The following is a 23,053-nucleotide window of genomic DNA, read 5'->3' as shown; positions in this document are numbered from 1 at the left end:
CCGGCCCGGTGCGTCAGTGCACGTCGGCGGGGCCGAAGGTGGTGACCTGGCCGGCGGCCACCCGGCGCGGTTGCGGTTCCGCGTACCGGCTGAGCAGCAGGACCGCGCAGAGCGAGAAGCAGAACCCGGTCAGCGCCAACCAGTGCATGCCGGCGCGGATGCCGTCGCCGAGGAACAGCAGGCCGACGACCGCGGCCGGGATCGCCGACGCCGCGTCCATCGCCGCCACCGCGGCGGTGGCGCTGCCCCGCTGCATCGCCAGCCCGAGCAGCAACTGGGCCAGGATCGAGTGCAGGATCAGCAGGTACAGCAGGGGGCTGGTGACCAGTCCGCTGAGGCTGGGGACGGAGGCGAGCGGCCGGGAGGCGATGGCGCCGGCGCCGAACGCCATGCCGGCCAGCGAACCGAGCGCCACCGAACCGACCGAGCCGCGCAGCCGCACCGCGAGCAACGCGAGCGCACCGATGGCACCGATCGCGGCGAGCAGCACGATCGCGCCGACCGCCCCGATCCGGTGCGCGGGGCCGGGTTTCGCGGCGAGCACCTGGGCGGCGATGCCGACCGTCAGCAGCAGGATCAGGCCCAGTTCGATCGGCACGATGCGCCAGCGCAGCAGCACGACGCCGAGCACGACCATCACCCCGATGCCCGCCGCCGAGGACGCCTGGACGAGGTAGAGCGGCAGGTCGCGGCGGGCCAGGAAGGCGAGCAGGAACCCGACGAACTGCAGCACCACGCCGATCACGTACGTCTTGTGGCCGGCCAGCCGCACGAACAGGCCGGGGTGCAGCGTGTCGTGCACCTGCACCCGGTTCGCCGCGACGGACTGCAGCAGGTTGGCCACGCCGTACGCCACGATCATCGCGAACAGACTCAGCCAACCCACAGACATCACGGGGCGAGGATATGCGCTACCCGCCACGGCATCGACACCAGTGATTGTCGGGTCGGGAAACCGGCGTCGACCACCGGTGGCCGGTCGACCGCCGAAGGTGACCAGATGTGTTCGTACCGTCGCTCCGTGCCTACGTTCAGTCGCCCAGCGCGGCGAGCAGCTCGCCGTGCAGCGGACCGTTGCTCGCCACCGCGCTGCCGTCGCCCGGCGCCGGCGCCCCGGTCAGGTCGGTGAAACTGCCACCCGCCTCGGTGACGATCGGGATCAGCGCCGCCACGTCCCACAGCGACAGCTCCGGCTCCACCATCGCGTCCACCGCGCCCTCGGCGAGCAGCATGTAGCCGTAGAAGTCGCCGTACGCCCGGGACCGCCAGCTGCGCCGGGTCAGTGACAGCATGCCGTCGAGCTTGCCGCGCCGCTCCCAGCCGGTCAGCGACGAGTAGCAGAACGACGCGTCGGGCAGCGACCTCACCCCGGACACGCCGATCCGGTTGGCGTGCGTGGCGTTGCGCCCCGCGTACGCCCCGTGGCCCAGTGCCGCCCACCAGCGCCGCCCCAGCGCCGGCGCGCTGACCAGGCCCACCACCGGCCGGCCACCGGCGAACAGTGCGATCAGGGTGGCCCAGATCGGCACCCCACGGACGAAGTTCTTGGTGCCGTCGATCGGGTCGACGATCCACTGCCGGTTGCCCCGCCAGTCACCCGGGTCGCTGGCGCCGAACTCCTCGCCGAGCACCGAGTCGCGTGGCCGGGCCCGGGCCAGCGACGCCCGGATCGACTCCTCGACCGACGAGTCGGCGTCGGTCACCGGAGTCAGGTCCGGCTTGGTGTCGACCCGCAGGTCCAGGGCGCGAAAGCGGGCCATCGAGATGCGATCGGCCGCGTCGGCGAGCACGTGCGCAAGCGACAGGTCGTCGAGGTGGTCGTCGTGGGCGCGGGTCATGCCGAGAACTCTAGAGCCAGCCGCCCAGCGCGGCGCCGCAGCCGCCCGCGGTCGGTACGCGCCGCATGACGGCGTGCCGTCCGGTCGCCCCGCACGGATAATCGGATCATGAACCCGGAGACCATCTGCCGGCTGCTGGCCGAGCCGGAGCGAGTCAAGACGTACGCCGCGGTCGCGCTCGGCGCCACCTCGCCCAGTGCGGTGGCCGAGGCGACCGGCCTGGTCGCCCGGGACGTGGTCCGGGCCCTCGGCGTACTGACCGACCGCGGCCTGGTGGCCGAGCGCGACGGCGCGTTCACCGCCGACCTGTCGGTGTTCAAGACCGCGGTGCGGGACAACCTGCCGGCGGCGCCGGCCGAGCGGCTCGATCCCGACGACAACCGGGACGCGGTGCTGCGCGCGTTCGTCACCGACGGGCGGTTGGTGAGCATCCCGGTGGCGCGGGGCAAGCGGCGCGTCGTGCTGGAGCACCTGGCCGCGTGCTTCGAGCCCGGCGTGCGGTACCCGGAGCGCGCCGTCGACGCGGTGCTGCGCGCCTGGTACCACGACTACGCGTCGTTGCGCCGCTACCTGGTGGACGAGGAACTGATGTCCCGCGAGCACGGGATCTACTGGCGGACCGGGGGCCCGGTGGACATCTGAGCGCCGCACGCGCGGCCCGGCCGCGACGGCGCTCGGCGCCCCTCGCTGTGGCGAGAGGCGCCGAGGCGGGTGAAGCGGCCGGCTCAGTCGTGGTTGGTGGCGAGCACCTGGAGCCGGGTGTAGCTGCCGTTGAAGTAGTCCTGGTCACCGGGGAACGTGCCGTGGTCGGCGTACTGCCACATGGTCCAGGTGGCGGTGCCGGCCGGGATCGACGTCGGCGGGGTGGAGCGGTAGATGGCGATCCAGAACGGGTTCGTCGAGGCGAACGCGCTGGAGTTGCCGGTGCAGGTGTTCCACCAGTCGAACGTCGTGTAGATCATCGGGTACTTGTGCCACTTGTTGTACATGTAGTTGGAGAAGTCCCGGATCCAGCTGACCATGCCGGAGTGCGACTTCCCGTAGCAGGTACCGCCGCTGTAGGGGTTGTACTCGATGTCGAGCGCCGGCGGCAGCGTCTTGCCGTCGGCCGACCAGCCGCCACCGTGCGCGGAGAAGTACGCCGCCTGGGTGGCGCCGGAGGAGATGTTCGGGCGCGCGAAGTGGTAGGCCCCGCGGATCATGCCCACGTTGTACGAGCCGTTGTACTGCTGGGCGAAGTACGGGTTGGTGTAGCCGGTGCCTTCGGTCGCCTTGACGTAGGCGAACCGGCCGCCGTTGTTCCAGGCGGCCGACCAGTTGACGTTGCCCTGGTAGCCGGAGACGTCCATGCCTTTGACGTAGGTGGCTGCGTGGGCCGGGGCGGCCATGCCGAGGCTCATCACCGCGGCGCTGACCATGCCGACCGCGGCGATCACCAGGCGTCTGATTCGCCGGGCTGGGGAACCGGTCATGAGTGAACCTCCCGAATGTTCCAGCCACAAGGGGGTTGGTGGAGGCGAGCATCGGGCCGTTCGTTGCCTGTCCGGCATCGGGTACGAGTCCGAAACTAACTTCCAAATCAGGCTGGATACGGCACAGATTCTCACCTCGTGCGGAACAGCTCAAGAGATCCTGGAGAAATTCTTCTGAATGATCGCCCAGAGTGGTGACTTCCGCCGTTCTCGTTACCGGTCGGTAGCGATCGCGTCCCGGAGGCGGATCGGCACCCGGCACCGTGGACCGGGGAGCGCCGTGCAGGCCTCACCAGTCGGGGCCGGACCGGGACGCGAGCAGCCGCCGGTACGAGGCGAGCCGGCGCGCGGAGGCCCGACCCGCGGCGACCAGCGCGTCCAGCCCGCAGTCCAGCGCGTCCGGGCCGTGCGAACAGCCCGACGGGCACTCCGCGGCGCCCTCGGCGAGCTCCGGGAACCCGGCCAGCAGCGACTCGGCCGACACGTGCGCGAGCCCGAACGACCGCACCCCGGGGTGTCCACCAGCCAGCCGTCCCCGCCGGCCAGCGGCAGCACCACCGCGCTGGTCGAGGTGTGCCGGCCCTTGCCGATCGCGCTGACCACCCCGACCGCCCGGCCGGCACCCGGCACCAGCCGGTTGACCAGCGTCGACTTGCCCACCCCGGAGTGGCCCACCAGCACCGACAGCTGGCCGGCGAGCCGGCCCACCAGCTCGGTCAGCGGCCGGTCCGGCCGGGTGTCCACCCGCGGCAGGTCCAGGTCCGCGTAGTAGTCCAGCAGCTCCGCCCGGGACTGGTCGGCCGCCGGCAGGTCGGCCTTGGTCAGGCACAGCAGCGGCTCGATCCCCGCGTCGTACGCGGCGACCAGGCACCGGTCGATGAACCCGGTGCGCGGCGGCGGGTCCTGCAGCGAGGAGACGATCACCAGCTGGTCGGCGTTGGCCACGATGACCCGCTCGGTGGTGTCGTCGTCGTCCGCGGTGCGCCGCAGCACCGACCGGCGCGGTTCGATCCGCACGATGCGGGCCAGGGTGCCGTCCGCGCCGCTCAGGTCGCCGACCACCGCCACCCGGTCGCCCACCACCACCGACTTGCGACCCAGCTCCCGGGCGCGCATGGCGGTCACCGTGTCGCCCTCGTCCAGCACGCAGGTGTAGCGGCCCCGGTCCACCCCGACCACGAAGCCGCCGGCGGCGTCGGCGTGCCGGGGACGGATCCGGGTCCGGGGGCGAGAACCGCGACCCGGGCGCACCCGGACGTCGTCCTCGTCGTACTCCCGGCGCCTGACCGTCGCCATCCACCCACCCGGCATCTCGTCACGTCGTCCGATGCCCGGTGGCGTCGAGACCGACCCCTGCTGCCCGAACCCTATCCGGCGGTCGCCGGCCGGCACCGCCGGACGCGGCGCACCCGCCCTGGCCGCGGTCAACCGGCGAGCATCCGGTGCCAGCGGGAGGGGAAGCCCGGCAGGCTCTTCGCGGTCGTACCGACGTCGGACAGCTGCACGCCGGGCACCGCGAGGCCCAGCACCGCGCCGGCGTAGGCGAGCCGGTGGTCGCCCCGGGTGTCGAAGACGCCGCCGTGCAGCGGCCGGGGCGTGATCCGCAGCCCGTCCGGCGTCTCGTCGACCGCGCCGCCGAGCGCCGCCAACCCCGCGCACACCCCGCTGACCAGGTCGGGTTCGCCCGCCAACCGGCGCACCCCGCGCAGGTGGGACGGGGCGGTGGCGAGCGCGGCGACGGCGGCGAGCACCGGCACCAGCTCGCCGAGCCGGGTCACGTCGAGCTCCGCCCCGTGCGGCTTGTCGCAGCCCGACACGAGCAACCCCGCGGTGGTGTGCGTACAGCGGGCGCCGAAGCCGCCGAGCGCCGCGTGCAGCGCGGCGGCCGGCTGCGCGGCGCGGGCCGGCCACCGCGGGATCCGGACCGTACCGCCGGTGACCACCGCCGCGGCGAGAAACGGCGCCGCCGCGACCAGGTCCGGCTCGATCGTCCAGGCCCGGCCGGTCAGCCGGCCCGGCCACAGTTCCCAGCTGTCCGGTACCGAGGCGTCGATCGCGGCGCCGGCCGCCCGCAGCATCGTCACCGTCAGCTCCACGTGCGGCGTACCGGTCAGCGGCGGCCCCTCGTGCCGCACCCGCAGCCCGTCGTCGAAGTCGGCGCCCACCAGCAGCAGGCCGGACACCATCTGGCTGGACGCCGAGGAGTCGAGGCTGACCGCGCCGCCCGGCACGTGGCCGACGCCGTGCACCGTCAGCGGCAGCCCGCCGGTCGCGCTGTCCACCCGGATGCCGAGCTTCGCCATCGCGGCCAGCTGCGGTTCCAGCCGGGCCCGGCGCAGGATCGGGTGGCCGTCGAACGAGACCGGTCCGGTGGCGAGCCCGGCCAGCGGCGGCAGGAACCGGGTCGCGGCCCCGGACAGTTCGGTGTCCACCCGGACCGGTCCGGCGAGCGGCCGGGGCCGCAGCAGCCACTGCTCGTCGTCGACGCTGGACACGTGGCAGCCCATCGCGCGCAGCCCGCGGGCCAGCACCATCGAGTCCCGCGACTCGGACGGGAACTGCAGGGTGCTGGGCCCCATCGAGATCGCGGCGAGCAGCAGCGCGCGGGCGGTCATCGACTTCGAGCCCGGCACCGGCACCGTGGCGTGCACCGGCTGGGTGGCGGTCGGCGTCGACCAGGGCACCGGTGTGGTCGGCTCGTCGATCCCGGGCCGGCGGGGCGGCCGGCCGCCGAGGAGTCGCCTGCCCGGTTTGTCCGCTGCCGGCATTGCCGGACCCCCGCTCGCGCTCATCATCCCAGTCTGCCCGGGTCGGGGCAGGTTTGTGACCGCACCCGCGGCGGGCGAGGGTGTGGCCGCCGAGCGGTACGGGCATCGATTGTGGACGATACGCGCCCCGGGTGGGCCCGGTCGCTGCTCGGCCGGCGGCATCGGGCGAGGTTGCCACGGTTACCGCGACGACCAGGGAAATCACGGGCGATTGGTCGGTTTGGTGGCGAACGGTGACGGTGGGCGCGCCGACAACCCTTGCGTGTGGTCTGCGTGGTGGGGTAAAACACAGCCCCGCGGCCTCCACGCCGCACCACCCACCACTGCCCCACCCAGCTCGGAGGTGGCTCATGACCCGGGCGCGGATGCCCCGCCCGCACGAGGTCGCGGCGGCATGCCGGGACCCTCGGTTGCTCAGGGCTCGGCGCGACCGGTTGGGAGATCTCGCCTGGCGTGCCCAGGGGCGCTGCCAGACGGTCGACCCGGAGACGTTCTTCCCGGCGCCGAGTGAACCCGCCGACGTGGCGCTGGCCCTGTGTCGCTCCTGCGACGTGCAGGGAGCCTGCCTCGCCTGGGCCCTCGACCAGGGTGACTGCAACGGAGTCTGGGGTGGCACCACACCCCGGGAGCGACGCGCCATGCTGGTGGCATGGCGGTCGGAGAACACCACCCCGGAACCGGCACCCGCGGTGCCGTAGCAGCGCCGTCCGGCGCACCCCGCGGCGCGGTGACCGTGCCGCGCACCTCGGCGGTGGCCTGGCGACCGGTGCCGCGCACCTCGGCGGTGACGCCGTGACCGCGCTGCAGACCTCGCGTGGTGCGGCCCGGATCGACCTGGACCGGCCGCGGGCGCCGCGCAGCCTGCTGGTGCTCGGCCACGGCGCCGGCGGTGGGGTGGACGCCGTCGACCTGGTCGCGGTGCGCGACGCGCTGGTGCCGCGCCGGGTGGCGCTCGCCCGGTTCACCCAGCCGTACCGGGTGGCGGGTCGTCGCGCCCCGGCGCCGGCCGGTCACCTGGACGAGGCGTTCCTGGAGGCGGTCACCGCGGTGCGGGCCGAGTTCCCGGCGGTACCGCTGATCGTCGGCGGCCGGTCCTCCGGTGCCCGGGTCGCCTGCCGTACCGCCCGGGCGCTGGACGCCGCCGGGGTGCTCGCGCTGGCCTTCCCGCTGCACCCGCCGGGCCGGCCGGAGAAGTCCCGGCTGCCCGAGCTGGCCACCGGGCTGCCGACGCTGGTGGTCAACGGCGACCGTGACCCCTTCGGCGTACCGCCGCCGTCCGGCGCCGTGCGGGTGGTGGTGCGGCCGGGGGAGCGGCACGGCCTGAGCGTCGACCCGGCCGGGGTCGCCGACGTGGTGCGGGACTGGTTCGTCGAACGCGGCTGGGCCCGCTGACACCCGACACGCCGTCGAGGTCGGGGTGAGCCGGCGCACCACGGCCGAGCCGGGCCCTGCTGGAATGCCGCCACCACCGCGTGCGTTGTCACGAGTTGACGCGCCCCGGGGGTCGCCCGGGGACGGAGGGAGCGATTGTGGTGGTGACGGCTCGTAGCGCCAGGACGGGTGATTCGGCCCGGCTGCGCAGCCTGCTGACGGCGCCCGAGTGGACTCCGGGCGTGTCGGGCGACACCCCGGGTGTCACCGGCTCCGGCGTGGGTGCCGCCGGCGTATCCTCGGCCGAGGTGCGGTCGAGGGGGACGATCACGTGACGCCTACCGAGACGCCGGAGCGTCGGCGGGCCCGGTTCGAAACCGACGCGATGCCGTTCGTGGACCAGTTGTACGCGGCTGCCCTGCGGATGACCCGCAACCCGGCGGACGCCGAGGACCTGGTGCAGGAGACCTACCTGAAGGCGTATGCGGCCTTCCACCAGTTCCAGCAGGGTACGAACCTGAAGGCCTGGCTGTACCGCATCCTCACGAACACGTACATCAACTCCTACCGGCGCCGGCAGCGGCAGCCCGTGCAGGCGCCGACGGAGGAGATCACCGACTGGCAGCTGGCCGAGGCGGGTTCGCACTCGTCCAGCGGTCTGCGCTCGGCGGAGACCGAGGCGCTGGACCGGCTGCCGGATTCCGACGTCAAGGACGCGCTGCAGCAGTTGCCGGAGGAGTTCCGGCTGGCCGTCTACCTTGCCGACGTCGAGGGCTTCTCGTACAAGGAGATCGCGGAGATCATGGACACGCCGATCGGCACGGTGATGTCCCGGCTGCACCGCGGTCGGCGCAACCTGCGGCAGATGCTGGAGACGTACGCGCACGACCGGGGCATCTCGCGGGCGAGCTCGGCGCCGGCCGGCCAGGAGGTGTGACGTCGTGCAGGCGACGACGAGGGGTGCGGGCAGCGTGACGACCGTGCGAAGTGAGGTGCGCTCGTGAGCTGCGGAGATCCGCACGAGACCGACTGCCGAGACGTGCTCAACGAGGTCTATCTCTACCTCGACCTGGAGTGCACCGACGACCGCCGCGAGGTGATCCGGGAGCATCTGGACGAGTGCTCGCCCTGCCTGCGGGAGTACGGCATCGAGCAGGAGGTCAAGGTGCTGGTGGCGCGCTGCTGCGGCGGCGAGCACGCCCCGGTGGAGCTGAAGGCCCGGCTGATCACCCGGCTGCGCGAGCTGGTCGTCGAGCCCGACGCGGCCAGCTGACCGGCGCCCCGGCTGCCGGACCGGGCGGCCGCCTGGGCCGGCGGCCGGCACGGTATCGCTGCCGGACCGGCGGGTCGATCCCGCCGGGTCGCCGCAGCCGTTCGACCGGTCCGACGCGGCTGCGCCGGGCCGGACCGATCAGGAGTTGGGGCGCTTGCCGTGGTTGGCGGCGCTCTTCTTGCGGGCCTTCTTCTTGCGGGCCTTCTTGGCCATGTCTCCTCCTCGCCGGCGAGCCGGCCGTCGTACCGGTACGGCGTGTAAGGCTACCGGCGCCGATGCCCGTACCGCCGTGCCGGGTGGCGGACCGCGCGGGCTCGCCGCCTCCGGGTCCGTACGGCGCGGGTGTGCCGGGTCGCCGGGTGCTGCCGGTGCCCCGTCCTCGTGGTTTGATACGGCAGGGACCGCCGCGGGCGGGCAGCACGGCAGGCGCACCGCCGCGGGCGGGCACCTCGCGCGCGCCGCGGGTCGGACAAGGGCGTTCAACCGGGAGGTTCTGGCGATGGCCGACGAGATCCGCGCCGAGATGGTGGCGAACGTGTGGAAGGTGGTCGCCGCCGCCGGCGACGCGGTGGACGACGGCGACACGCTGGTGATCCTGGAGTCGATGAAGATGGAGATTCCGGTGCTTGCCGAGTCGGCCGGGACGGTGGCGAGCATGCACGTCAACGAGGGCGACGTGGTGCAGGAGGGCGACCTGATCGCCATCGTCGAGTAGCGCACGGCACGTTCGCGATGGGCCCCGCCTGGTGCGGGGCCCATCGTCGTGTCCGGGCCCGGCGTGCGCGTCGCGGTGCGCGCTCGATGGCCGAATGCGCGTCGCCGCTGCGCGCACAGGGTGAAGGATCACTGCACGATCGAGCGCGATAGTTGGCAACTTCGAGCGGCCTCGTGCAGAATTCGGGGCAGGAACTGCGTGCTGCGGGAAGGACCCGGCACCGGGAGACCGGGCACGGAAGGAGCGAACATGGTGGAGCACACCGCGCAGGAGGCCGGCGCCGGCATGGCTGCCGACATCGCCGAGCAGGCGGCCGGGTACGAGCGGTTGCTCAGCGAGGGGCTGGCCCCGATCGCGGCGGTGGCGCGCCAGGTGGCCGAGCTGTCGCCCCGGTTCGTGCTGTTCACCGCGCGCGGCACCAGCGACCATGCCGCGCTGTTCGCCGCGTACCTGACCGAGATCCGGCTCGGCATCCCGGCCGGGCTGGCCTCCCCGTCCTCGATCACCGTGTACGGGGCGCGCCCCGACCTGCGCGACGCGCTCGTGGTCGGCGTCAGTCAGAGCGGCGGTTCACCGGACCTGACCGAGGTGGTCCGGGTGGCGCGCGACGCGGGCGCGCACACCCTCGCGGTCACCAACAACGGCAGCTCGCCGCTGGCCGACGTGGCGCAGCTGCACATCGACGTGCTCGCCGGCAAGGAGCGCGCCGTCGCCGCCACCAAGACCTACACCGCCGAGCTGCTCGCGCTGCTGCTGCTCGTCGAGGGCATGCGCACCGGGTCCGGCCAGTTGGACGCGGCCGACCGGGCCGAGCTGGACCGGCTGCCGGAGCTGACCCGGACGCTGATCGACGACCCGACGCCGACCCAGCTCGCCGCGCGGTACCGGTTCGCCGACCGGTTGGTGACCACCGGCCGCGGCTACGCGTACCCGACGGCGCGGGAGACCGCGCTGAAGCTGATGGAGACGAGCTACCTGTCCGCGCTCGCGTTCTCCGGCGCCGACCTGCTGCACGGCCCGCTGGCGATGGCCGACCCGGACGTCCCGGTGCTCGCGATGGTCGGTGACGGCCCCGGTGGCAAGTCGATGTCCGAGGTGCTCGGCCGGCTCGCGGAGCGGCGCGCCGACGTGCTGGTGGTCGGCAGCGGTGGCGGCGCGGAGCTGCCGGCGCACGCGGTCCGGATCGGGACGCCCGCCATCGACGAGCGGTTCTCCCCGCTGCTGGACATCGTGCCGATGCAGCGGTTGGCGCTGGCGCTGGCGCTGGCGCGTGGCGAGGACCCGGATGCGCCGCGCGGCCTGAAGAAGGTCACCGAGACGCTCTGAGCTCCCGCTCGCGGGCGGGCGAGGGCCCGGGTCGGTACCGCCGACCCGGGCCCTCGTCGTCGGTGCCGGTTTGGCTTCGGGCGGGTGGGGGTAAGACGGAAAGATTTCCGATCCGTGAACCAAGTCACACAGGGGTAACGAATTCCCCGTGACGGGACGAATCCTGGCCCGAAGCCGGGCGGTAGTGCGTTAAATAGGAAAAATGCCCGGTATGCCGTCCGTTAAGGTCCCTGGCGTCGGCGCCGGAACGCCGCGCCCCGCACCGGCCCAGCCTGGGCCGGGCCGCGTCGGGCGCGGCCAGCAGCGCGAACCGCACCCCCACGGTGCGGTCCGGGCGCGGGCGACCGGGCCGGACGAAGCGACCGGCCCGTCGGCAACGGAGCCGCGCACGGTGGACGCCGTGGCGCCGCGCATCGGATCCCCGCGGTCCGTCCGGCGGGCCGCGGCCGTCGGGAGAGGACGGTGACCGCTTGAGCTTCTGGGAGTACGTGCGCAACCGGCACGAACTGCTGTGGTTCGAGACCTACCAGCACGCCAGCATGGTGTTGCAGTGCCTGGTGCTGGCGACCGCGATCGGCCTGATCATCGCGATCATCACGTACCGGAGCAAGACGGCCTCGGCGGTCGCCACCGGCATCGCCTCGGTGCTGTTCACGATCCCGTCGTTCGCGCTGTTCGGCCTGCTCATCCCGGTTTTCGGGCTGGGTGTGACGCCCTCGGTGATCGCACTGGTGCTGTACTCGCTGCTGCCGATCGTGCGCAACGCGGTGGTCGGCATGTCCAATGTGGACCCTGCGCTGGTGGATGCCGCGCGGGGCATGGGGATGAGCCGGCTGCGGGTGCTGTTCAAGGTCGAGCTGCCGCTCGCCTGGCCGGTGATCCTGACCGGAATCCGGGTCTCCGCCCAGCTGGTCATGGGTGTCGCCGCGATCGCGGCGTACGTGTCCGGTCCGGGCCTGGGCGACCAGATCTTCTCCGGCCTGGCCCGCCTCGGTGGGGCCAACGCGGTCAACTCGGCGCTCGCCGGCACCGTCGGGATCATCATCCTGGCGCTCATCTTCGACGGCTTCTTCGTCCTCATCGGACGGTTCACCACATCGAGGGGCATCCGTGGCTGACGACATCACGACCGGTACCACGAACGATGCCGCCGCACCGGCCGGTACCGGCGCGGAGGACACCGGGCTGCACAACGCGACGCACGGCGTCGAGATCCAGCTGCGCAACCTGACGAAGAAGTACCCGGGGCAGTCCCGCGCGGCGGTGCAGGACGTGACCATGACGATCCCGGCCGGTGAGATCGTCGCCCTGGTCGGCCCGTCCGGGTGCGGCAAGACCACCACGATGAAGCTGATCAACCGGCTGATCGAACCGACCTCCGGGGAGATCCTGATCGGCGGCGAGGACGCCCGCAAGCAGCCGGCGGACCAGCTGCGGCGACACGTCGGGTACGTCATCCAGCAGGGCGGGCTGTTCCCGCACATGACCATCGCCGAGAACGTGGCGCTGGTACCCAAGATGCTCAAGTGGGCGAAGCCCCGCATCGCCGAACGGGTCGACGAGATGCTGGAGCTGGTCGGCCTGGAGCCGACGCAGTTCCGCGACCGGTACCCGCGACAGCTGTCCGGCGGCCAGCAGCAGCGTGTCGGGGTGGCCCGGGCGCTCGCCGCGGACCCGCCGGTGTTGCTGATGGACGAGCCGTTCGGCGCGGTGGACCCGATCACCCGCGGCCGGCTGCAGGACGAGCTGCTGCACCTGCAGGACGAGCTGCACAAGACGATCGTGTTCGTCACGCACGACTTCGACGAGGCGGTGAAGCTCGGCGACCGGATCGCGGTGCTCGCCGAGGGTTCGCAGATCGTGCAGTACGCCGAGCCGGCGGAGATCCTGGCCCGGCCGGCGAACGACTTCGTCCGCGGCTTCATCGGTACCGGCGGGGCGATGAAGCTGCTGCACGTCACCCGCATCGCCGACGTCGAACTCGGCGCCGGGGTCACCGCGCAGGTCGGCGACGACGCCGGCACCGTCCACACCCGGCTGTCCGAGGCGGACGAACCGTGGGCGGTGGTACTGGACGCCAACTCGCGGCCGGTGCAGTGGGCGACGGTGGAGGACCTGGCCGGCAAGCAGGGCCCGGTGTCCGACTACGGCACCCCGATCACCACCACCATCTCCGGCCGCGCCGACCTGCAGGCCGGGCTGGAGGCGCTGCTGGGCTCCGACACCGACTTCGTCCCGGTGACCCGGCGCCGCCGGTACATCGGGTTGGTCTCGCTGAACACGGTGCAGGGCGCGATCCAGCAGCTGCGCGAGCAGGCCAGGGAGACGGCGGCGGCGTCGAAGGACGGTGCCACCACGGCCCTGGCCGAGACGGTGGCGACCGCGCCCGCGTCGAAGGAGGGCGGTGCATGACGGCCCCCGGAGAAACGAAGGTGGCGGCGACCGAGCTGGCCACCGGCGCCACCGTCAAGGCCAAGCCGCGCCGCAACTGGTACCTGATCGGCACGCCGGTGCTGATCGTGGTGGTGTTGCTGCTCGACTGGGCGTACGTCGCCTCCACCCACCCGGACGCGAACGCGCGCGCCACCCTGCAGTTCTCGTACATGGCGAGCGCGACCTGGCAGCACGCCAAGCTGACCGTGGTGGCCGGCTTCTTCGTGCTGCTGCTGGCGATCCCGCTGGGGATCCTGCTGACCCGCCGGGGCGCCCGGATCGCGACCCCGGTCGTGCTGGCGCTGGCGAACATCGGTCAGGGGGCACCCGCGATCGGCATCGTGGTCCTGCTGGCGGTGCTGTGGCAGACCGGGTTCCTGGTCGCGGTGATCGCGCTGATCGTCTACGCGGTGCTGCCGTCGCTGCGCAACACGATGGTCGGGCTGCAGCAGGTCGACCCGGCGCTCAAGGAGGCCGGCCGGGGGATCGGCATGTCCTCGATGATGGTGCTGTTCCGCATCGAGCTGCCGCTCGCGGTACCGGTGATCCTGGCCGGCATCCGCACCACGCTGGTGTTGCTGGTCGGGGTGGCCGCACTGTCGTCGTTCATCGGTGCGGGCGGCCTCGGCGACATGATCAGTACCGGCGTCAAGCTGCAGCGCTACAACGTACTCGTGACCGGAAGCGTGCTGGTGGCCTGTCTGGCGCTGCTGGTCGACTGGCTGGCCGGACTCGCCGAGCGGTTCCTGTCGCCGCGTGGAATCAGGGGATGATGCCGATGCGTAGTCGTACGAGGATCGGCATCCTGGCCGCGGTGCTGGCCGGTGTCGCGCTGGTGACCACCGGCTGTGGCCTGCGGCCGGCGTCCCAGTTCGCGCCGAACGTGACCGGCAAGAGCATCAAGGCCGACTCGCTCAAGGGTGCGAAGCTGTCGGTGACCTCGAAGGACTTCACCGAGCAGATCCTGCTCGGCAAGATCACCGTGCTGGCGCTCAAGGCGGCCGGTGCCGACGTCACCGACAAGACCAACGTGCAGGGCAGCACCAACGCGCGCAACCTGCTGCTCAAGGGCGGCGTGGACATGCAGTGGGAGTACACCGGGACCGCCTGGATCACCTACATGAAGCAGGAACACGCGATCCCCGACTCGGAGAAGCAGTACGAGGCGGTCAAGAAGAAGGACCTCGCGGACAACGGCGTGGACTGGTTGCCGTGGGCGCACTTCAACAACACGTACGCCATCGCGGTGACCGCCGCGTCCGCGAAGAAGTACGGCCTGAAGAAGCTGTCGGACATCAAGACGAAGGTGCCGGCGAACAAGCGCACCTGGTGCGTGGAGAGCGAGTTCTACTCGCGCTCGGACGGGTTCTTCCCGCTGCTGAAGAAGTACGGCCTGCCGAAGCCGCCCAACTCGCAGGTGAAGAAGCTCGACACCGGCGTGGTGTACACCGAGACGGCGCGCGGCGGGTGCCTGTTCGGTGAGGTGTTCGACACCGACGGCCGGATTCCGGCACTGAACCTGACGACACTCGCCGACGACCGGCACGCCGAACCGCTGTACAACCCGGCGCTGACGATCCGGCACTCGGTGTACCAGAAGTACCCGCAGATCCTGCCGATCGAGAAGGCCATCGCGGCGAAGCTGTCGACGCCGGTGATGCGCCGGCTCAACGCCAAGGTCGACGTGGACGGCCAGGAACCGGTGCTGGTCGCCCGGGACTGGCTGCGTTCCGAGGGGTTCATCCAGTAGCCGGAGCCGGGGTGCGGGCCCACCCGCGCCCCGGCTGCGGCCGGCTCAGAGACTGCGGTGCACGCCGCGCAGCATGGCCAGCATCGTTTCGGCTCGGTCGGGCCGCAGGGTGCCCAGGCCGCAGCACAGCAGCCTGGTCGACTCGCATCGCAGCCACGGCTCCTGGCCGGCGTGCAGCGCCGTGAGGAACCAGTTCATCAGGCCCGGGGTGAGCACCCGGGCGCGAAACGCCGGGTCGGTCACCTGCACCTCGAACGCGGCGAAGAACCGTTGCGGCAGCGGTGTCTCGGGTCCGAGCACGTTCGGCAGCCAGCGGGGCTTGATCACCAGTGTCGGTATCGCCCGGGTGAGCGTCAGCGCCGCGACCGCGTGCACGTACGGTCGGGCCTTGGTGCCGTGCCAGATCCGGCAACGCAGTTCGAACAGGTGCACCGGCTGGCCGTGCACCCGCCCGGAGACCAGCAGCCACGCCACCCGGTTGGAGACGGCGGCGAGCGGGTCGCCGAGGTAGGGCACGCCCGGGAACCAGCGTGGTATGTCCGGCCGCGGGCCCCGTTCCAGGGTGAAGCCGCGGGAGCGGGCCCACGGGGCCAGCTGTCCGGCGCGCTGCGTGACGCGCTGGAGCAGCCGCCGTCGTCCCCACCGGCGCAACAGGACGACGCCGACGACCAGCGCGGCGATCGGCACCAGGCCCGACAGCATGCTGAGGAGCAGCATCGGGTCTAGCGTGGACTGGGCGGCGACGGGCACCCGCCGAGCGTACGGAGACCGGGCAAGCCCGGCGTCAGTCGAACTGCACGGAGCGCTTCGACAGGCCGTACCAGAAACCGTCGACCGGGGTGCGGTGCTCGGCGACGGTGTCCTCGGCGGCGCCGAGCGAGACGAACAGCGGTGCGAAGTGCTCGCTGCGCGGGTGAGCGAGCTGCGGTGCCGGCGCCTGGTGCGCGAAGTCGAGCAGGCCGTCGACGTCGCCGGCCGCCAGCGCGCGGGCCGCCCAGTCGTCGAACTCGGTCATGAACGACGCGGGCGGCGCGTCGGCCCCGGCGCCGAAGTCCACGCAGGACAGGTTGTGGGTGAGGAACCCGGAGCCGACGATCAGCACGCCCTCGTCGCGCAGCGGCGCGAGCAGCCGGCCCACCTCGAACAGCCGCCGCGGCTCCAGCGTCGGCATCGAGATCTGCAGCACCGGCACGTCGGCGTTCGGGTACATCTCGACCAGCGGTACGTAGGCACCGTGGTCCAGGCCGCGGTCCGGCTCGTCCCGGGTCGGGTACGCCGCACCCACCAGCCGGCGTACCGTCGCGGCCAGCTGCGGCGCGCCCGGCGCCGGGTAGCGCACCTGGTAGTAACGCTCCGGGAAGCCCCAGAAGTCGTAGGTCAGCGGCACCGTGCTGGTGGCGCCGAGGGTCAGCGGCGCCTGCTCCCAGTGCGCCGAGACCATCAGGATCGCGGTCGGCCGGGGCAGCCCGGCGGCCCAGCCGGCGAGCTGGCCGGTCCAGGTCGGGTCGTCGGCCAGCGGCGGGGCGCCGTGCCCCAGGTACAGCACGGGCATGCGTTCGCTCATACCCGGAACAAAGTCGTTGATCTCGCAACTATTCCCGGGTGGCCGGGTTCGGCCCTACCGGCCGGCGGCCGGACCCGGATCGTGCGGCTCCCGCACGGCCGGGTAGGGCGGAAAGACCTCGTGCATCCGGCTCGCGATCGCGTCGGTGACGGCGCCGCGGTGCGGCACCGCCCTGCGGTCGACCATCAGGTAGGTGGCACGCAGCACCGCGAACGTGTTCGCCGCGGTGACCGGGACCGGGCCCGGCTCCCCGGTCGCGAACAACCGGTCGACCGGCGCCAGCCAGCTGGTCGCCTGCGCCTCCGACAGCTCCGGCCGGGCCAGCGCCGCCGCCAGTGCGAGGGCCAGCCGGTCCTCCTCCTGCTGCGCGTACCGGTAGCCGGTCGGTGCCACGGTGCGCTCCGCGGTGAGGGTGAGCAGGCCGGTCAGGTCCGGCGCCGCCAGCCGCGGCGACGACGCCAGCTCGCCGACCAGGTCCGCGCCGTGCGCCACCGCGTGCAGCCAGCCCAGCTCGTCGTCCCAGCCACGGATGTCGGCCTCGGCCTGCCACCAGGTGCCGAACGCCGACCGCCAACTCGCGAGTCGCGGCGCGTCGAGCAGGTCGGCCGCGGTGTCCCGGCGCACCGCGCAGGCCAGGATCAGCGGTGCGAACGTGCGCGCCTGCACCTCGGGATGGCCGAAGCGGCCGAGCATCGCGTCGCCGATCTCCGCCAGCCGGTCGTCCAGCACGCCCCGTTCGATCCAGCGGGCCAGCACCGGGTACGCCTGGCCGTCGCGCACCTCCGGATCGGGGGAGGTGAGCAGGTCCAGCAGCTCGGCGACGGCGCCGTCGAGATCGTCCGGTACCGGGAAGTCGGCCGTCACCACGGCAGCCCAATCGATCATGTCCGCGACCCTACGGGACGCGTGGCGACCGCTCGGCCGGCGACCGGGCGCCGGTGCCGGCTCGCCGGCGCCCGCAGGCCCTACCCTGGTCGGGTGTCGACACTGCGAGACCTGGTCGAGGAGTACACCGACCTCGGACCGGCGGACATCGAGCACCTGCACCGGCTGGCCGGTGACTGGCAGCTGCTGTCCGATCTGTCCTTCGCCGACCTGCTGCTGTGGGTACCGACCGCGCACGGCAGGTTCCGCTGCGTGGCGCAGGTGCGGCCGACGACCGCGCCCACCGCGTACCAGGACGACCAGGTGGGGCGGGAGGCCGGTGCGCCCGACTTCGCGCACCTGGGCATCGCCCGGGACGAGCGGCGGATCTGGCGCGAGGGCGACCCGGTCTGGTACGGGGACACGCCCGCCCGGCACGAGGCGATCCCGGTCCGCCGGCTCGGCTCGGACGAGATCATCGCGGTGGTCGGGCGCGACACCAACCTGTCCGACGCCCGTACCCCCGGCAAGCTGGAACTCAACTACCTCGGGCTGGCCGACGACCTGGCGCTGATGCTGACCCAGGGCACGTTCCCGCCCACCCACCATCCGGGCGAGACCACCTCGGCGCCGCGCATCGGGGACGGGCTGGTCCGGCTCGACGAGCAGGGCAAGGCGGTCTACGCCAGCCCGAACGCGCAGTCCGCGTACCGCCGGATGGGGCTGCCCGGCGACCTGATCGGCGAGGACCTCGCGGCGCTGACCGGCCGGCTCGCCGATGACCCGCTGGAGGGCAGCGAGGCCACCGAACGCATCCTGGCCGCGCTCGACGGGCAGGGGCCGGCCCGCAAGGAGATCGACGCGCGGGGCGCGAGCGTGCTGATGCGGGCGTTGCCGCTGCTGCCGGAGGGTCGCCCGGCCGGCGCGCTGGTGCTGGTCCGCGACGTCACCGAGGTGCGCCGGCGGGACCGGGCGTTGCTGACCAAGGACGCCACCATCCGCGAGATCCACCACCGGGTGAAGAACAACCTGCAGACCGTCGCCGCGCTGCTGCGGTTGCAGGCCCGGCGGTCGGTGCCGCAGGCCCGCGCCGCGCTGGAGGAGTCGGTACGCCGGGTCGCCTCGATCGCGCTGGTGCACGAGACGCTGTCGTTCACCTCCGACGAGGCGGTCGAGTTCGACACCATCGTCGACCGGGTCGCGTCGATGGCCGGCGAGGTCGCCGCCGCCGAGTCCAAGGTGGTGTTCCGCCGCGAGGGCACCTTCGGGGTGCTGCCGGCCGAGGTGGCCACGCCGCTGGTGATGGTGCTCAACGAACTGCTGCAGAACGCCGCCGAGCACGCCTACCCGGCCGGCGGGTCCGGCGAGGTGGTGGTGTCCGCGCGGCGCCGGCGCCGGCAGGTCGACGTGACCGTCTGCGACGCCGGCGCCGGGCTGCCCGCCGGGTTCGTGCTGGACGGCAGCGACCGGCTCGGCCTGCAGATCGTCCGTACCCTGGTCACCGGCGAGCTGCGCGGCACCATCGAGCTGCGCCCGCGCACCCCCGGCCCCGGCACCGAGGCGGTCCTCACCATCCCGCTGCCGCGCCGCTGACCCGCCGGCCCGATCCGCCGTGAACCGTTCCGGCGAGTTCGGGCAATGGTGGGTGTGACGTCACGACACGAGTTGGAACACGATGCCGGCGTGAGGGTGTCGGAACCGGCAGCGGAGCGTACCGACGCCGAGCTGGTCTCGGCCGACTTCGCCGCGCTGTTCGACCGGCACGCCGTCGCGTTGCACCGGTACCTGGCCCGCCGGGCCGGCACCGGCCTCGCCGACGACCTGCTCGCGCAGACCTTCCTGATCGCGTACGAGCGGCGCGGTGCCTACGACCGCACTCGGCCGGACGCCCGGCCCTGGCTGTACGGGATCGCCGGAAACCTGCTGCGGCGCCGGTCCCGGGACGAGGTCCGGCAGTACCAGGCGTGGGCGCGGACCGGGGTCGACCCGGTCGCCGCGGACCACGCCGGCCGGGTCGCCGACGCGGTCGACGCGCAGGTCGCCGCGGGCCGGCTGGCCGGTGCGCTGGCGGCGCTGGCGTACCCCGATCGCGAGGTCCTGCTGCTGGTGGCCTGGGGTGAGCTGAGCTACCCCGAGGTCGCCGCCGCGCTGGACATCCCGATCGGCACCGTGCGGTCCCGGCTGCACCGGGCCCGCGCCCGCATCCGTGCCGCCGCCCCCACTTCACGAGGAGACTGAGATGGACGAGATGGACGACCTGCGGCGGATGCGTGCCGGGCTGCCCGACCCGACTCCGGCCGCGCTCGCCGCGGCCCGCGACCGGCTGACCCGCCGGATCGCCACCGCCGACCCGGTGACCGCGCCGGCCCGCCCGCGCCGTCCGCTGTCCTGGCGGTCGGTGCTGGCCCGGCGGCTCGCGATCGGTGTCGCCGGGGCCGCCGCGGTGGCGGTCGGTGCCGGCGTCGTCGTCGCCACCGCGAACCACCCGACCGCGCCGGCCCCGGGCGCGGCGGGCAGCCACTCCGCCGGCACCGGTACCGCGGTGACCACCCCGGGGGCGGCGCTGAGCCTCGCCGCCGACCACACCGCCAAGGCCGGCGACCCGGTGGTCGGCCGCGGCCGGTACCGGCACGTGGTGAGCACCTCCTGGCACGGCGAGTACGACCAGGGCGTCGCGTTCCAGACGAAGCAGCGCCAGGAGGTGTGGGTACCGGCCGACTCGAACGGCACCTGGTGGTGGCGGGAGACCGACTGCCTGGACACCAGGTTCGCCAGCAAGGCCGACGAGCGGAAGGTCCGTGCGAAGGCTCCGAGCTGGTTCACCACCAAGGTGTCGGTCGCCAGCGGGCACGGCGACCGGCAGGAGGCGGCCCCCGCGGGTGGCCCGCAGCCGGGCGGCAGCGGCGAGCCGGACTGGGCCTTCCCCACCCCGGCGTTCCTGGCCAAGCAACCCCGGGACCCGAAGAAGCTGCTGGCCGTGATCGAGGCGGCGCAGCGGCCGAGCGCGCTGACCAAGGCCGACCGGCCGACGCTGGCGTTCCTGTCGATCGCGCAGGTGATGGGCAGCGGGTACGTGCCGGCCGACCTGCGCGCCTCGCTCTACCGCGCGGCGAAGCTGATCCCGGGCATCAAGCTGAACTCGACGACCGCCGAGCTCGGCGGCCGCAAGGGCATCTCGGTGTCCAAGCTCAGCCCGTACGGCATCCTGCAGCAGGAGATCGTCTTCGACGCGAAGACCGGCGCGTTCATCGGTGAGCGGGAGACCGTCGCCAAGGCCATCGGGGACGCCGCGCACCTGCCCGTCGGCAGCGTGTACCGCTCGACGTCGGTCACCGTCGACGTCACCGGCAACCCGAAGTTGTTCTGATGATGCGCCCGCTGGCGCCGGCCGGGTCGGTGCCCGGCCGGCGCGGGCGACCCGGTGCCGCCGGGGCGATCCGGCTCGCCGCCCTCTCCGCGGCGATGCTGGCCGCCGGCAGCGGCGCCGGGCCGGCGGTGGCGGCGCCCGGCCACCCCGGGCCCGCTCCGGCCGGGTCCGCTGCCACGGCCGCGGCCGGCACGGACCGGGCGGGGCGCGCCGGTACGGTCGTCCAGCTACCGACCGGGGAACGCGTCCGGGTGCGCCGCAGCGCCGGCCGGACTCGGGTGAGCAGGCTGCCCGGCGACCACAGCCCGCTGTCGGTGGTCACCGCCGGCGGCCACGTGTACGCGGTGCCGCCGGAGGCCAGGCCCTACCTGGGCGGGGCGCTCGACCTGAGCCTGTTCGACGTGGCGGCGCTGGCGTCCCGGGGCCACCCCGCGGCGGCGCTGGCGTCCCGGGGCCGCCCCGCGGCGGCGCTGGCGGTGTCGTTGCGCTTCACGGGCACCCGGCGCGCCGTCCCCGGGGTGCAGGTGGAGTCCGCCACCCGTGGTGAGCTGCGCTCCCCGGCCGCGTTCGGCGCCGCCCTGCGGGCCGCGATCCGCCGGGATCCGGCCGGCGCGCGCGCCGCCGGGACCCCGGTCCCGGGGTTGCGCCGGATGGCGCTCGGGACCGCGACGGCCACCACGGTACGGCCGCACTTCCCGATGCACACGCTGACCGTGCGGCTCACGCCGCCGGCCGGGCAGACCGTGCTCGGGATGGCGGTGCTGGTCACCGACGCCGACGACAGCCGGGCGTACAGCCGGTACCTGCCGATCGGTACCGACGACTACGCCAAGATCTCGGTACCGGCGGGCCACTACCTGATGGTCGGGAACGCGGTGACCGCCGACGCGTCCGGCGGGTTCGGCGCGGAGTACCTGCCGATCGCCGCCGACTACGCGGTGACCGGCGACGATCAGACCGTGACGCTGGACGCCAACCGGGCCACCGCCACCGCCGGCTTCACCACTCCGGACGACTCCACCCTGGTGTCGGTCGGGATGGACGTGGCCGTCACCGACGGGGTGCACGAGGCGCCGCCAGGCATCGCGTACTCCTACGCCGCGGAGGACCAGGTGCTGGTGCAGCCGACGGCGCGGCCGGTGCACGGCGTGCTGGAGCTCGACGCGTACGAGCACCGCACCGGGGCCGCGGGCGACGACTACCACCTGACCGCCGAGTGGCTGCACGGCGTACCGGCGGACCTGCACCGCGCGCCGGGCCGCGGCGAGTTCGCCACCGTGCTCGACACGGTGCCCGGTGACGGCAGCGCCGGTGGCGTCTCCTACGGTCGCGGGCCGGTCTACCCGGACCTGCGCGGGGCGATGGAGATCGACCCGCCGGTCACCGCCACCCGGCACGTGGACCACCTGTACGGGCCGGCCGACGTGCGCTGGGTGGCGAGCGTCTACCGCACGGTCGACGCCGCGACCGGCACCGGCGACGGGATGGACTCGACGCCGGAGCGCTACCGCGCCGGGCACCGTTACCGGGTCGGCTGGTTCGCGCCGGCGCTGGGCTCCGGGTTCGCCGCCGGCACACCGTTCCCGCACCCGTACGCGGTGGCCTGCCGCACCGCCGGCCAGCTGTCGCTGTCGCTGGCCGGCGAGCTGGACGCGGACCCGGACCACGCCGGCTGGGTCTCGGCCGGCGACCGTACCGGCTACGAGCGGGTCACGGTGACCGCGGACGGCACGCCGGTGGCGGACGTGGCGGACAGCGACGGGCTGACCGCGGCGGTGCCGGCGGCGGCACACAGGTACCGGATCGAGCAGACGCTGCATCGCTCGGCGCTCGGTTTCCGCACCGCCGGCACGGTGCACACCGTGTACACGGTGGCCTCGGCGGCCGACGCCGGCGCACCGCTGCCGGCCGGCTGGACCTGCGACGCGGCCGGCGCCGATCCGACCGTACTGCCGCTGCTGGCACTGACCGCGCCGCTGCCAGTGTCCGCCGACGGCACGGTACCGGCCGGGCCGGTGAGGTTCGTCGTCACGGTGCGGCACCTGCCCGGCGTCACCGCGGTGCCGGCGACCGGCGTGACCGCGGCGACCAGCATCGCCGGCGGCGGGTACCGGCCGGCTCCGGTCACCGCGCTCGGCCACGGCCGGTACCGGGTCACGCTGCCGGCCGCCGGCAGCGGCACCGTGGTCTCGGTGCGGCTGACCGCGACCGACGCGGCGGGCTCCACGCTCACCCGCACCATCACCGACGCGTACCGGGTGGGCCGGTAGCCGGGACCCGGTCCGCACGCGACGGCGCCGTCGCGTGCGGAC

Annotated in this window: 22 protein-coding genes and 2 pseudogenes; 15 read left to right on the top strand and 9 right to left on the bottom strand. The window is 73.5% G+C overall.

Translation table 11 applies throughout. From position 1 onward, the window contains the following. Positions 1 to 13 precede the first annotated feature (13 nt). Positions 14 to 862, bottom strand: a complete 849-nt coding sequence (locus Athai_RS21725; protein WP_203966036.1) for a hypothetical protein — start codon at positions 860 to 862, stop codon at positions 14 to 16. 169 nt (positions 863 to 1,031) lie between these two features. Further along, positions 1,032 to 1,838 carry a histidinol-phosphatase gene (gene hisN / locus Athai_RS21720; RefSeq protein WP_203963204.1) on the bottom strand — a complete coding sequence of 269 codons (807 nt, stop codon included), beginning with the start codon at positions 1,836 to 1,838 and terminating at the stop codon, positions 1,032 to 1,034. 108 nt (positions 1,839 to 1,946) lie between these two features. Here hisN and Athai_RS21715 point away from each other — a divergent pair, with 108 nt between their 5' ends. Next, complete coding sequence (locus tag Athai_RS21715; RefSeq protein WP_203963203.1) at positions 1,947 to 2,480, top strand: DUF2087 domain-containing protein; 534 nt, start codon at positions 1,947 to 1,949, stop codon at positions 2,478 to 2,480. A gap of 83 nt (positions 2,481 to 2,563) precedes the next feature. Here Athai_RS21715 and Athai_RS21710 read toward each other — a convergent pair whose 3' ends face one another. The 3 genes and pseudogenes from Athai_RS21710 to Athai_RS21700 form a co-directional block, all read right to left on the bottom strand. Then, entirely contained in the window at positions 2,564 to 3,310 is a 747-nt protein-coding gene (locus tag Athai_RS21710) for a lysozyme (protein ID WP_203963202.1), read from the bottom strand. 289 nt (positions 3,311 to 3,599) lie between these two features. Then, positions 3,600 to 4,525, bottom strand: a pseudogene (rsgA, locus tag Athai_RS21705) (ribosome small subunit-dependent GTPase A). Between the two features lie 209 nt (positions 4,526 to 4,734). Next, entirely contained in the window at positions 4,735 to 6,102 is a 1,368-nt protein-coding gene (locus tag Athai_RS21700; RefSeq protein WP_239157080.1) for a 3-phosphoshikimate 1-carboxyvinyltransferase, read from the bottom strand. A gap of 326 nt (positions 6,103 to 6,428) precedes the next feature. On the opposite strand from Athai_RS21700, the gene Athai_RS21695 reads away from it, so the two are divergent. The 4 genes and pseudogenes from Athai_RS21695 (at position 6,429) to rsrA (ending at position 8,722) form a co-directional block, all read left to right on the top strand. After that, a complete protein-coding gene (locus tag Athai_RS21695) occupies positions 6,429 to 6,776 on the top strand; it encodes a WhiB family transcriptional regulator (RefSeq protein WP_203963201.1) in 348 nt (115 codons plus the stop codon). Positions 6,777 to 6,870: 94 nt separating this feature from the next. Then, the gene (locus Athai_RS21690) at positions 6,871 to 7,470 is read left to right on the top strand and encodes an alpha/beta hydrolase family protein (RefSeq protein WP_203963200.1); all 600 of its coding nucleotides are present in this window, start codon (positions 6,871 to 6,873) and stop codon (positions 7,468 to 7,470) included. 134 nt (positions 7,471 to 7,604) lie between these two features. After that, positions 7,605 to 8,386, top strand: a pseudogene (locus tag Athai_RS21685) (sigma-70 family RNA polymerase sigma factor). 63 nt (positions 8,387 to 8,449) lie between these two features. Beyond that, a complete protein-coding gene (gene rsrA, locus Athai_RS21680; RefSeq protein ID WP_203963199.1) occupies positions 8,450 to 8,722 on the top strand; it encodes a mycothiol system anti-sigma-R factor in 273 nt (90 codons plus the stop codon). 138 nt (positions 8,723 to 8,860) lie between these two features. Here the strand turns inward: rsrA and Athai_RS35360 are convergent, their stop codons facing one another. Next, positions 8,861 to 8,935 carry a 50S ribosomal protein bL37 gene (locus tag Athai_RS35360; protein WP_370461611.1) on the bottom strand — a complete coding sequence of 25 codons (75 nt, stop codon included), beginning with the start codon at positions 8,933 to 8,935 and terminating at the stop codon, positions 8,861 to 8,863. A gap of 280 nt (positions 8,936 to 9,215) precedes the next feature. Here Athai_RS35360 and Athai_RS21675 point away from each other — a divergent pair, with 280 nt between their 5' ends. The 6 genes from Athai_RS21675 to Athai_RS21650 all read left to right on the top strand — a co-directional run bounded on the left by Athai_RS21675 (position 9,216) and on the right by Athai_RS21650 (position 14,946). After that, positions 9,216 to 9,437 carry a biotin/lipoyl-binding carrier protein gene (locus Athai_RS21675; RefSeq protein ID WP_203966030.1) on the top strand — a complete coding sequence of 74 codons (222 nt, stop codon included), beginning with the start codon at positions 9,216 to 9,218 and terminating at the stop codon, positions 9,435 to 9,437. Between the two features lie 285 nt (positions 9,438 to 9,722). Continuing rightward, complete coding sequence (locus tag Athai_RS21670) at positions 9,723 to 10,763, top strand: SIS domain-containing protein (RefSeq protein WP_203966029.1); 1,041 nt, start codon at positions 9,723 to 9,725, stop codon at positions 10,761 to 10,763. A gap of 470 nt (positions 10,764 to 11,233) precedes the next feature. Continuing rightward, complete coding sequence (locus tag Athai_RS21665; RefSeq protein WP_203963198.1) at positions 11,234 to 11,881, top strand: ABC transporter permease; 648 nt, start codon at positions 11,234 to 11,236, stop codon at positions 11,879 to 11,881. Between the two features lie 67 nt (positions 11,882 to 11,948). Beyond that, on the top strand, positions 11,949 to 13,175 hold the full coding sequence (locus Athai_RS35355; RefSeq protein WP_420829839.1) for an ABC transporter ATP-binding protein: 1,227 nt from the start codon (positions 11,949 to 11,951) through the stop codon (positions 13,173 to 13,175). After that, positions 13,172 to 13,969: an ABC transporter permease gene (locus Athai_RS21655; RefSeq protein WP_203963197.1), complete on the top strand. Its 798-nt coding sequence runs from the start codon at positions 13,172 to 13,174 to the stop codon at positions 13,967 to 13,969. The genes Athai_RS35355 and Athai_RS21655 overlap by 4 nt, the downstream gene beginning before the upstream one ends. A gap of 5 nt (positions 13,970 to 13,974) precedes the next feature. After that, complete coding sequence (locus Athai_RS21650; RefSeq protein WP_203963196.1) at positions 13,975 to 14,946, top strand: glycine betaine ABC transporter substrate-binding protein; 972 nt, start codon at positions 13,975 to 13,977, stop codon at positions 14,944 to 14,946. 45 nt (positions 14,947 to 14,991) lie between these two features. Here Athai_RS21650 and Athai_RS21645 read toward each other — a convergent pair whose 3' ends face one another. From Athai_RS21645 to Athai_RS21635, 3 genes are all read right to left on the bottom strand, one after another. After that, on the bottom strand, positions 14,992 to 15,663 hold the full coding sequence (locus Athai_RS21645) for a hypothetical protein (RefSeq protein WP_203963195.1): 672 nt from the start codon (positions 15,661 to 15,663) through the stop codon (positions 14,992 to 14,994). Between the two features lie 67 nt (positions 15,664 to 15,730). Continuing rightward, entirely contained in the window at positions 15,731 to 16,510 is a 780-nt protein-coding gene (locus Athai_RS21640) for a dioxygenase family protein (protein WP_239157078.1), read from the bottom strand. 54 nt (positions 16,511 to 16,564) lie between these two features. Then, entirely contained in the window at positions 16,565 to 17,395 is an 831-nt protein-coding gene (locus Athai_RS21635; RefSeq protein WP_203963194.1) for a DUF2785 domain-containing protein, read from the bottom strand. Positions 17,396 to 17,488: 93 nt separating this feature from the next. On the opposite strand from Athai_RS21635, the gene Athai_RS21630 reads away from it, so the two are divergent. The 4 genes from Athai_RS21630 to Athai_RS21615 all read left to right on the top strand — a co-directional run bounded on the left by Athai_RS21630 (position 17,489) and on the right by Athai_RS21615 (position 23,011). Next, positions 17,489 to 18,967: a sensor histidine kinase gene (locus tag Athai_RS21630; RefSeq protein ID WP_203963193.1), complete on the top strand. Its 1,479-nt coding sequence runs from the start codon at positions 17,489 to 17,491 to the stop codon at positions 18,965 to 18,967. 90 nt (positions 18,968 to 19,057) lie between these two features. Then, entirely contained in the window at positions 19,058 to 19,612 is a 555-nt protein-coding gene (locus tag Athai_RS21625; protein WP_239157077.1) for an RNA polymerase sigma factor, read from the top strand. A 1-nt stretch (position 19,613) separates the two neighbouring features. Then, complete coding sequence (locus tag Athai_RS21620; RefSeq protein WP_203963191.1) at positions 19,614 to 20,741, top strand: CU044_5270 family protein; 1,128 nt, start codon at positions 19,614 to 19,616, stop codon at positions 20,739 to 20,741. Beyond that, complete coding sequence (locus tag Athai_RS21615) at positions 20,741 to 23,011, top strand: hypothetical protein (protein ID WP_203963190.1); 2,271 nt, start codon at positions 20,741 to 20,743, stop codon at positions 23,009 to 23,011. The genes Athai_RS21620 and Athai_RS21615 overlap by 1 nt, the downstream gene beginning before the upstream one ends. Positions 23,012 to 23,053 lie beyond the last annotated feature (42 nt).

This window comes from Actinocatenispora thailandica (genome assembly GCF_016865425.1).
Taxonomy (GTDB): domain Bacteria; phylum Actinomycetota; class Actinomycetes; order Mycobacteriales; family Micromonosporaceae; genus Actinocatenispora; species Actinocatenispora thailandica.
The sequence above is the reverse complement of the archived record's forward strand: the minus strand, read 5'-3'. Positions and strand labels throughout refer to the sequence as shown.

Coding starts and splice junctions, on each gene's coding strand:
- hisN (WP_203963204.1), bottom strand. CDS start 1,838: ATGACCCGCGCCCACGACGACCACCTCGACGACCTGTCGCTTGCGCAC.
- Athai_RS21635 (WP_203963194.1), bottom strand. CDS start 17,395: ATGATCGATTGGGCTGCCGTGGTGACGGCCGACTTCCCGGTACCGGAC.
- Athai_RS21650 (WP_203963196.1), top strand. CDS start 13,975: ATGCGTAGTCGTACGAGGATCGGCATCCTGGCCGCGGTGCTGGCCGGT.
- Athai_RS21695 (WP_203963201.1), top strand. CDS start 6,429: ATGACCCGGGCGCGGATGCCCCGCCCGCACGAGGTCGCGGCGGCATGC.
- Athai_RS21645 (WP_203963195.1), bottom strand. CDS start 15,663: ATGCTGCTCCTCAGCATGCTGTCGGGCCTGGTGCCGATCGCCGCGCTG.
- Athai_RS21620 (WP_203963191.1), top strand. CDS start 19,614: ATGGACGAGATGGACGACCTGCGGCGGATGCGTGCCGGGCTGCCCGAC.
- Athai_RS21640 (WP_239157078.1), bottom strand. CDS start 16,510: ATGAGCGAACGCATGCCCGTGCTGTACCTGGGGCACGGCGCCCCGCCG.
- Athai_RS21725 (WP_203966036.1), bottom strand. CDS start 862: ATGATCGTGGCGTACGGCGTGGCCAACCTGCTGCAGTCCGTCGCGGCG.
- Athai_RS21655 (WP_203963197.1), top strand. CDS start 13,172: ATGACGGCCCCCGGAGAAACGAAGGTGGCGGCGACCGAGCTGGCCACC.
- Athai_RS21715 (WP_203963203.1), top strand. CDS start 1,947: ATGAACCCGGAGACCATCTGCCGGCTGCTGGCCGAGCCGGAGCGAGTC.
- Athai_RS21615 (WP_203963190.1), top strand. CDS start 20,741: ATGATGCGCCCGCTGGCGCCGGCCGGGTCGGTGCCCGGCCGGCGCGGG.
- Athai_RS21700 (WP_239157080.1), bottom strand. CDS start 6,102: ATGAGCGCGAGCGGGGGTCCGGCAATGCCGGCAGCGGACAAACCGGGC.
- Athai_RS21670 (WP_203966029.1), top strand. CDS start 9,723: ATGGCTGCCGACATCGCCGAGCAGGCGGCCGGGTACGAGCGGTTGCTC.
- Athai_RS21710 (WP_203963202.1), bottom strand. CDS start 3,310: ATGACCGGTTCCCCAGCCCGGCGAATCAGACGCCTGGTGATCGCCGCG.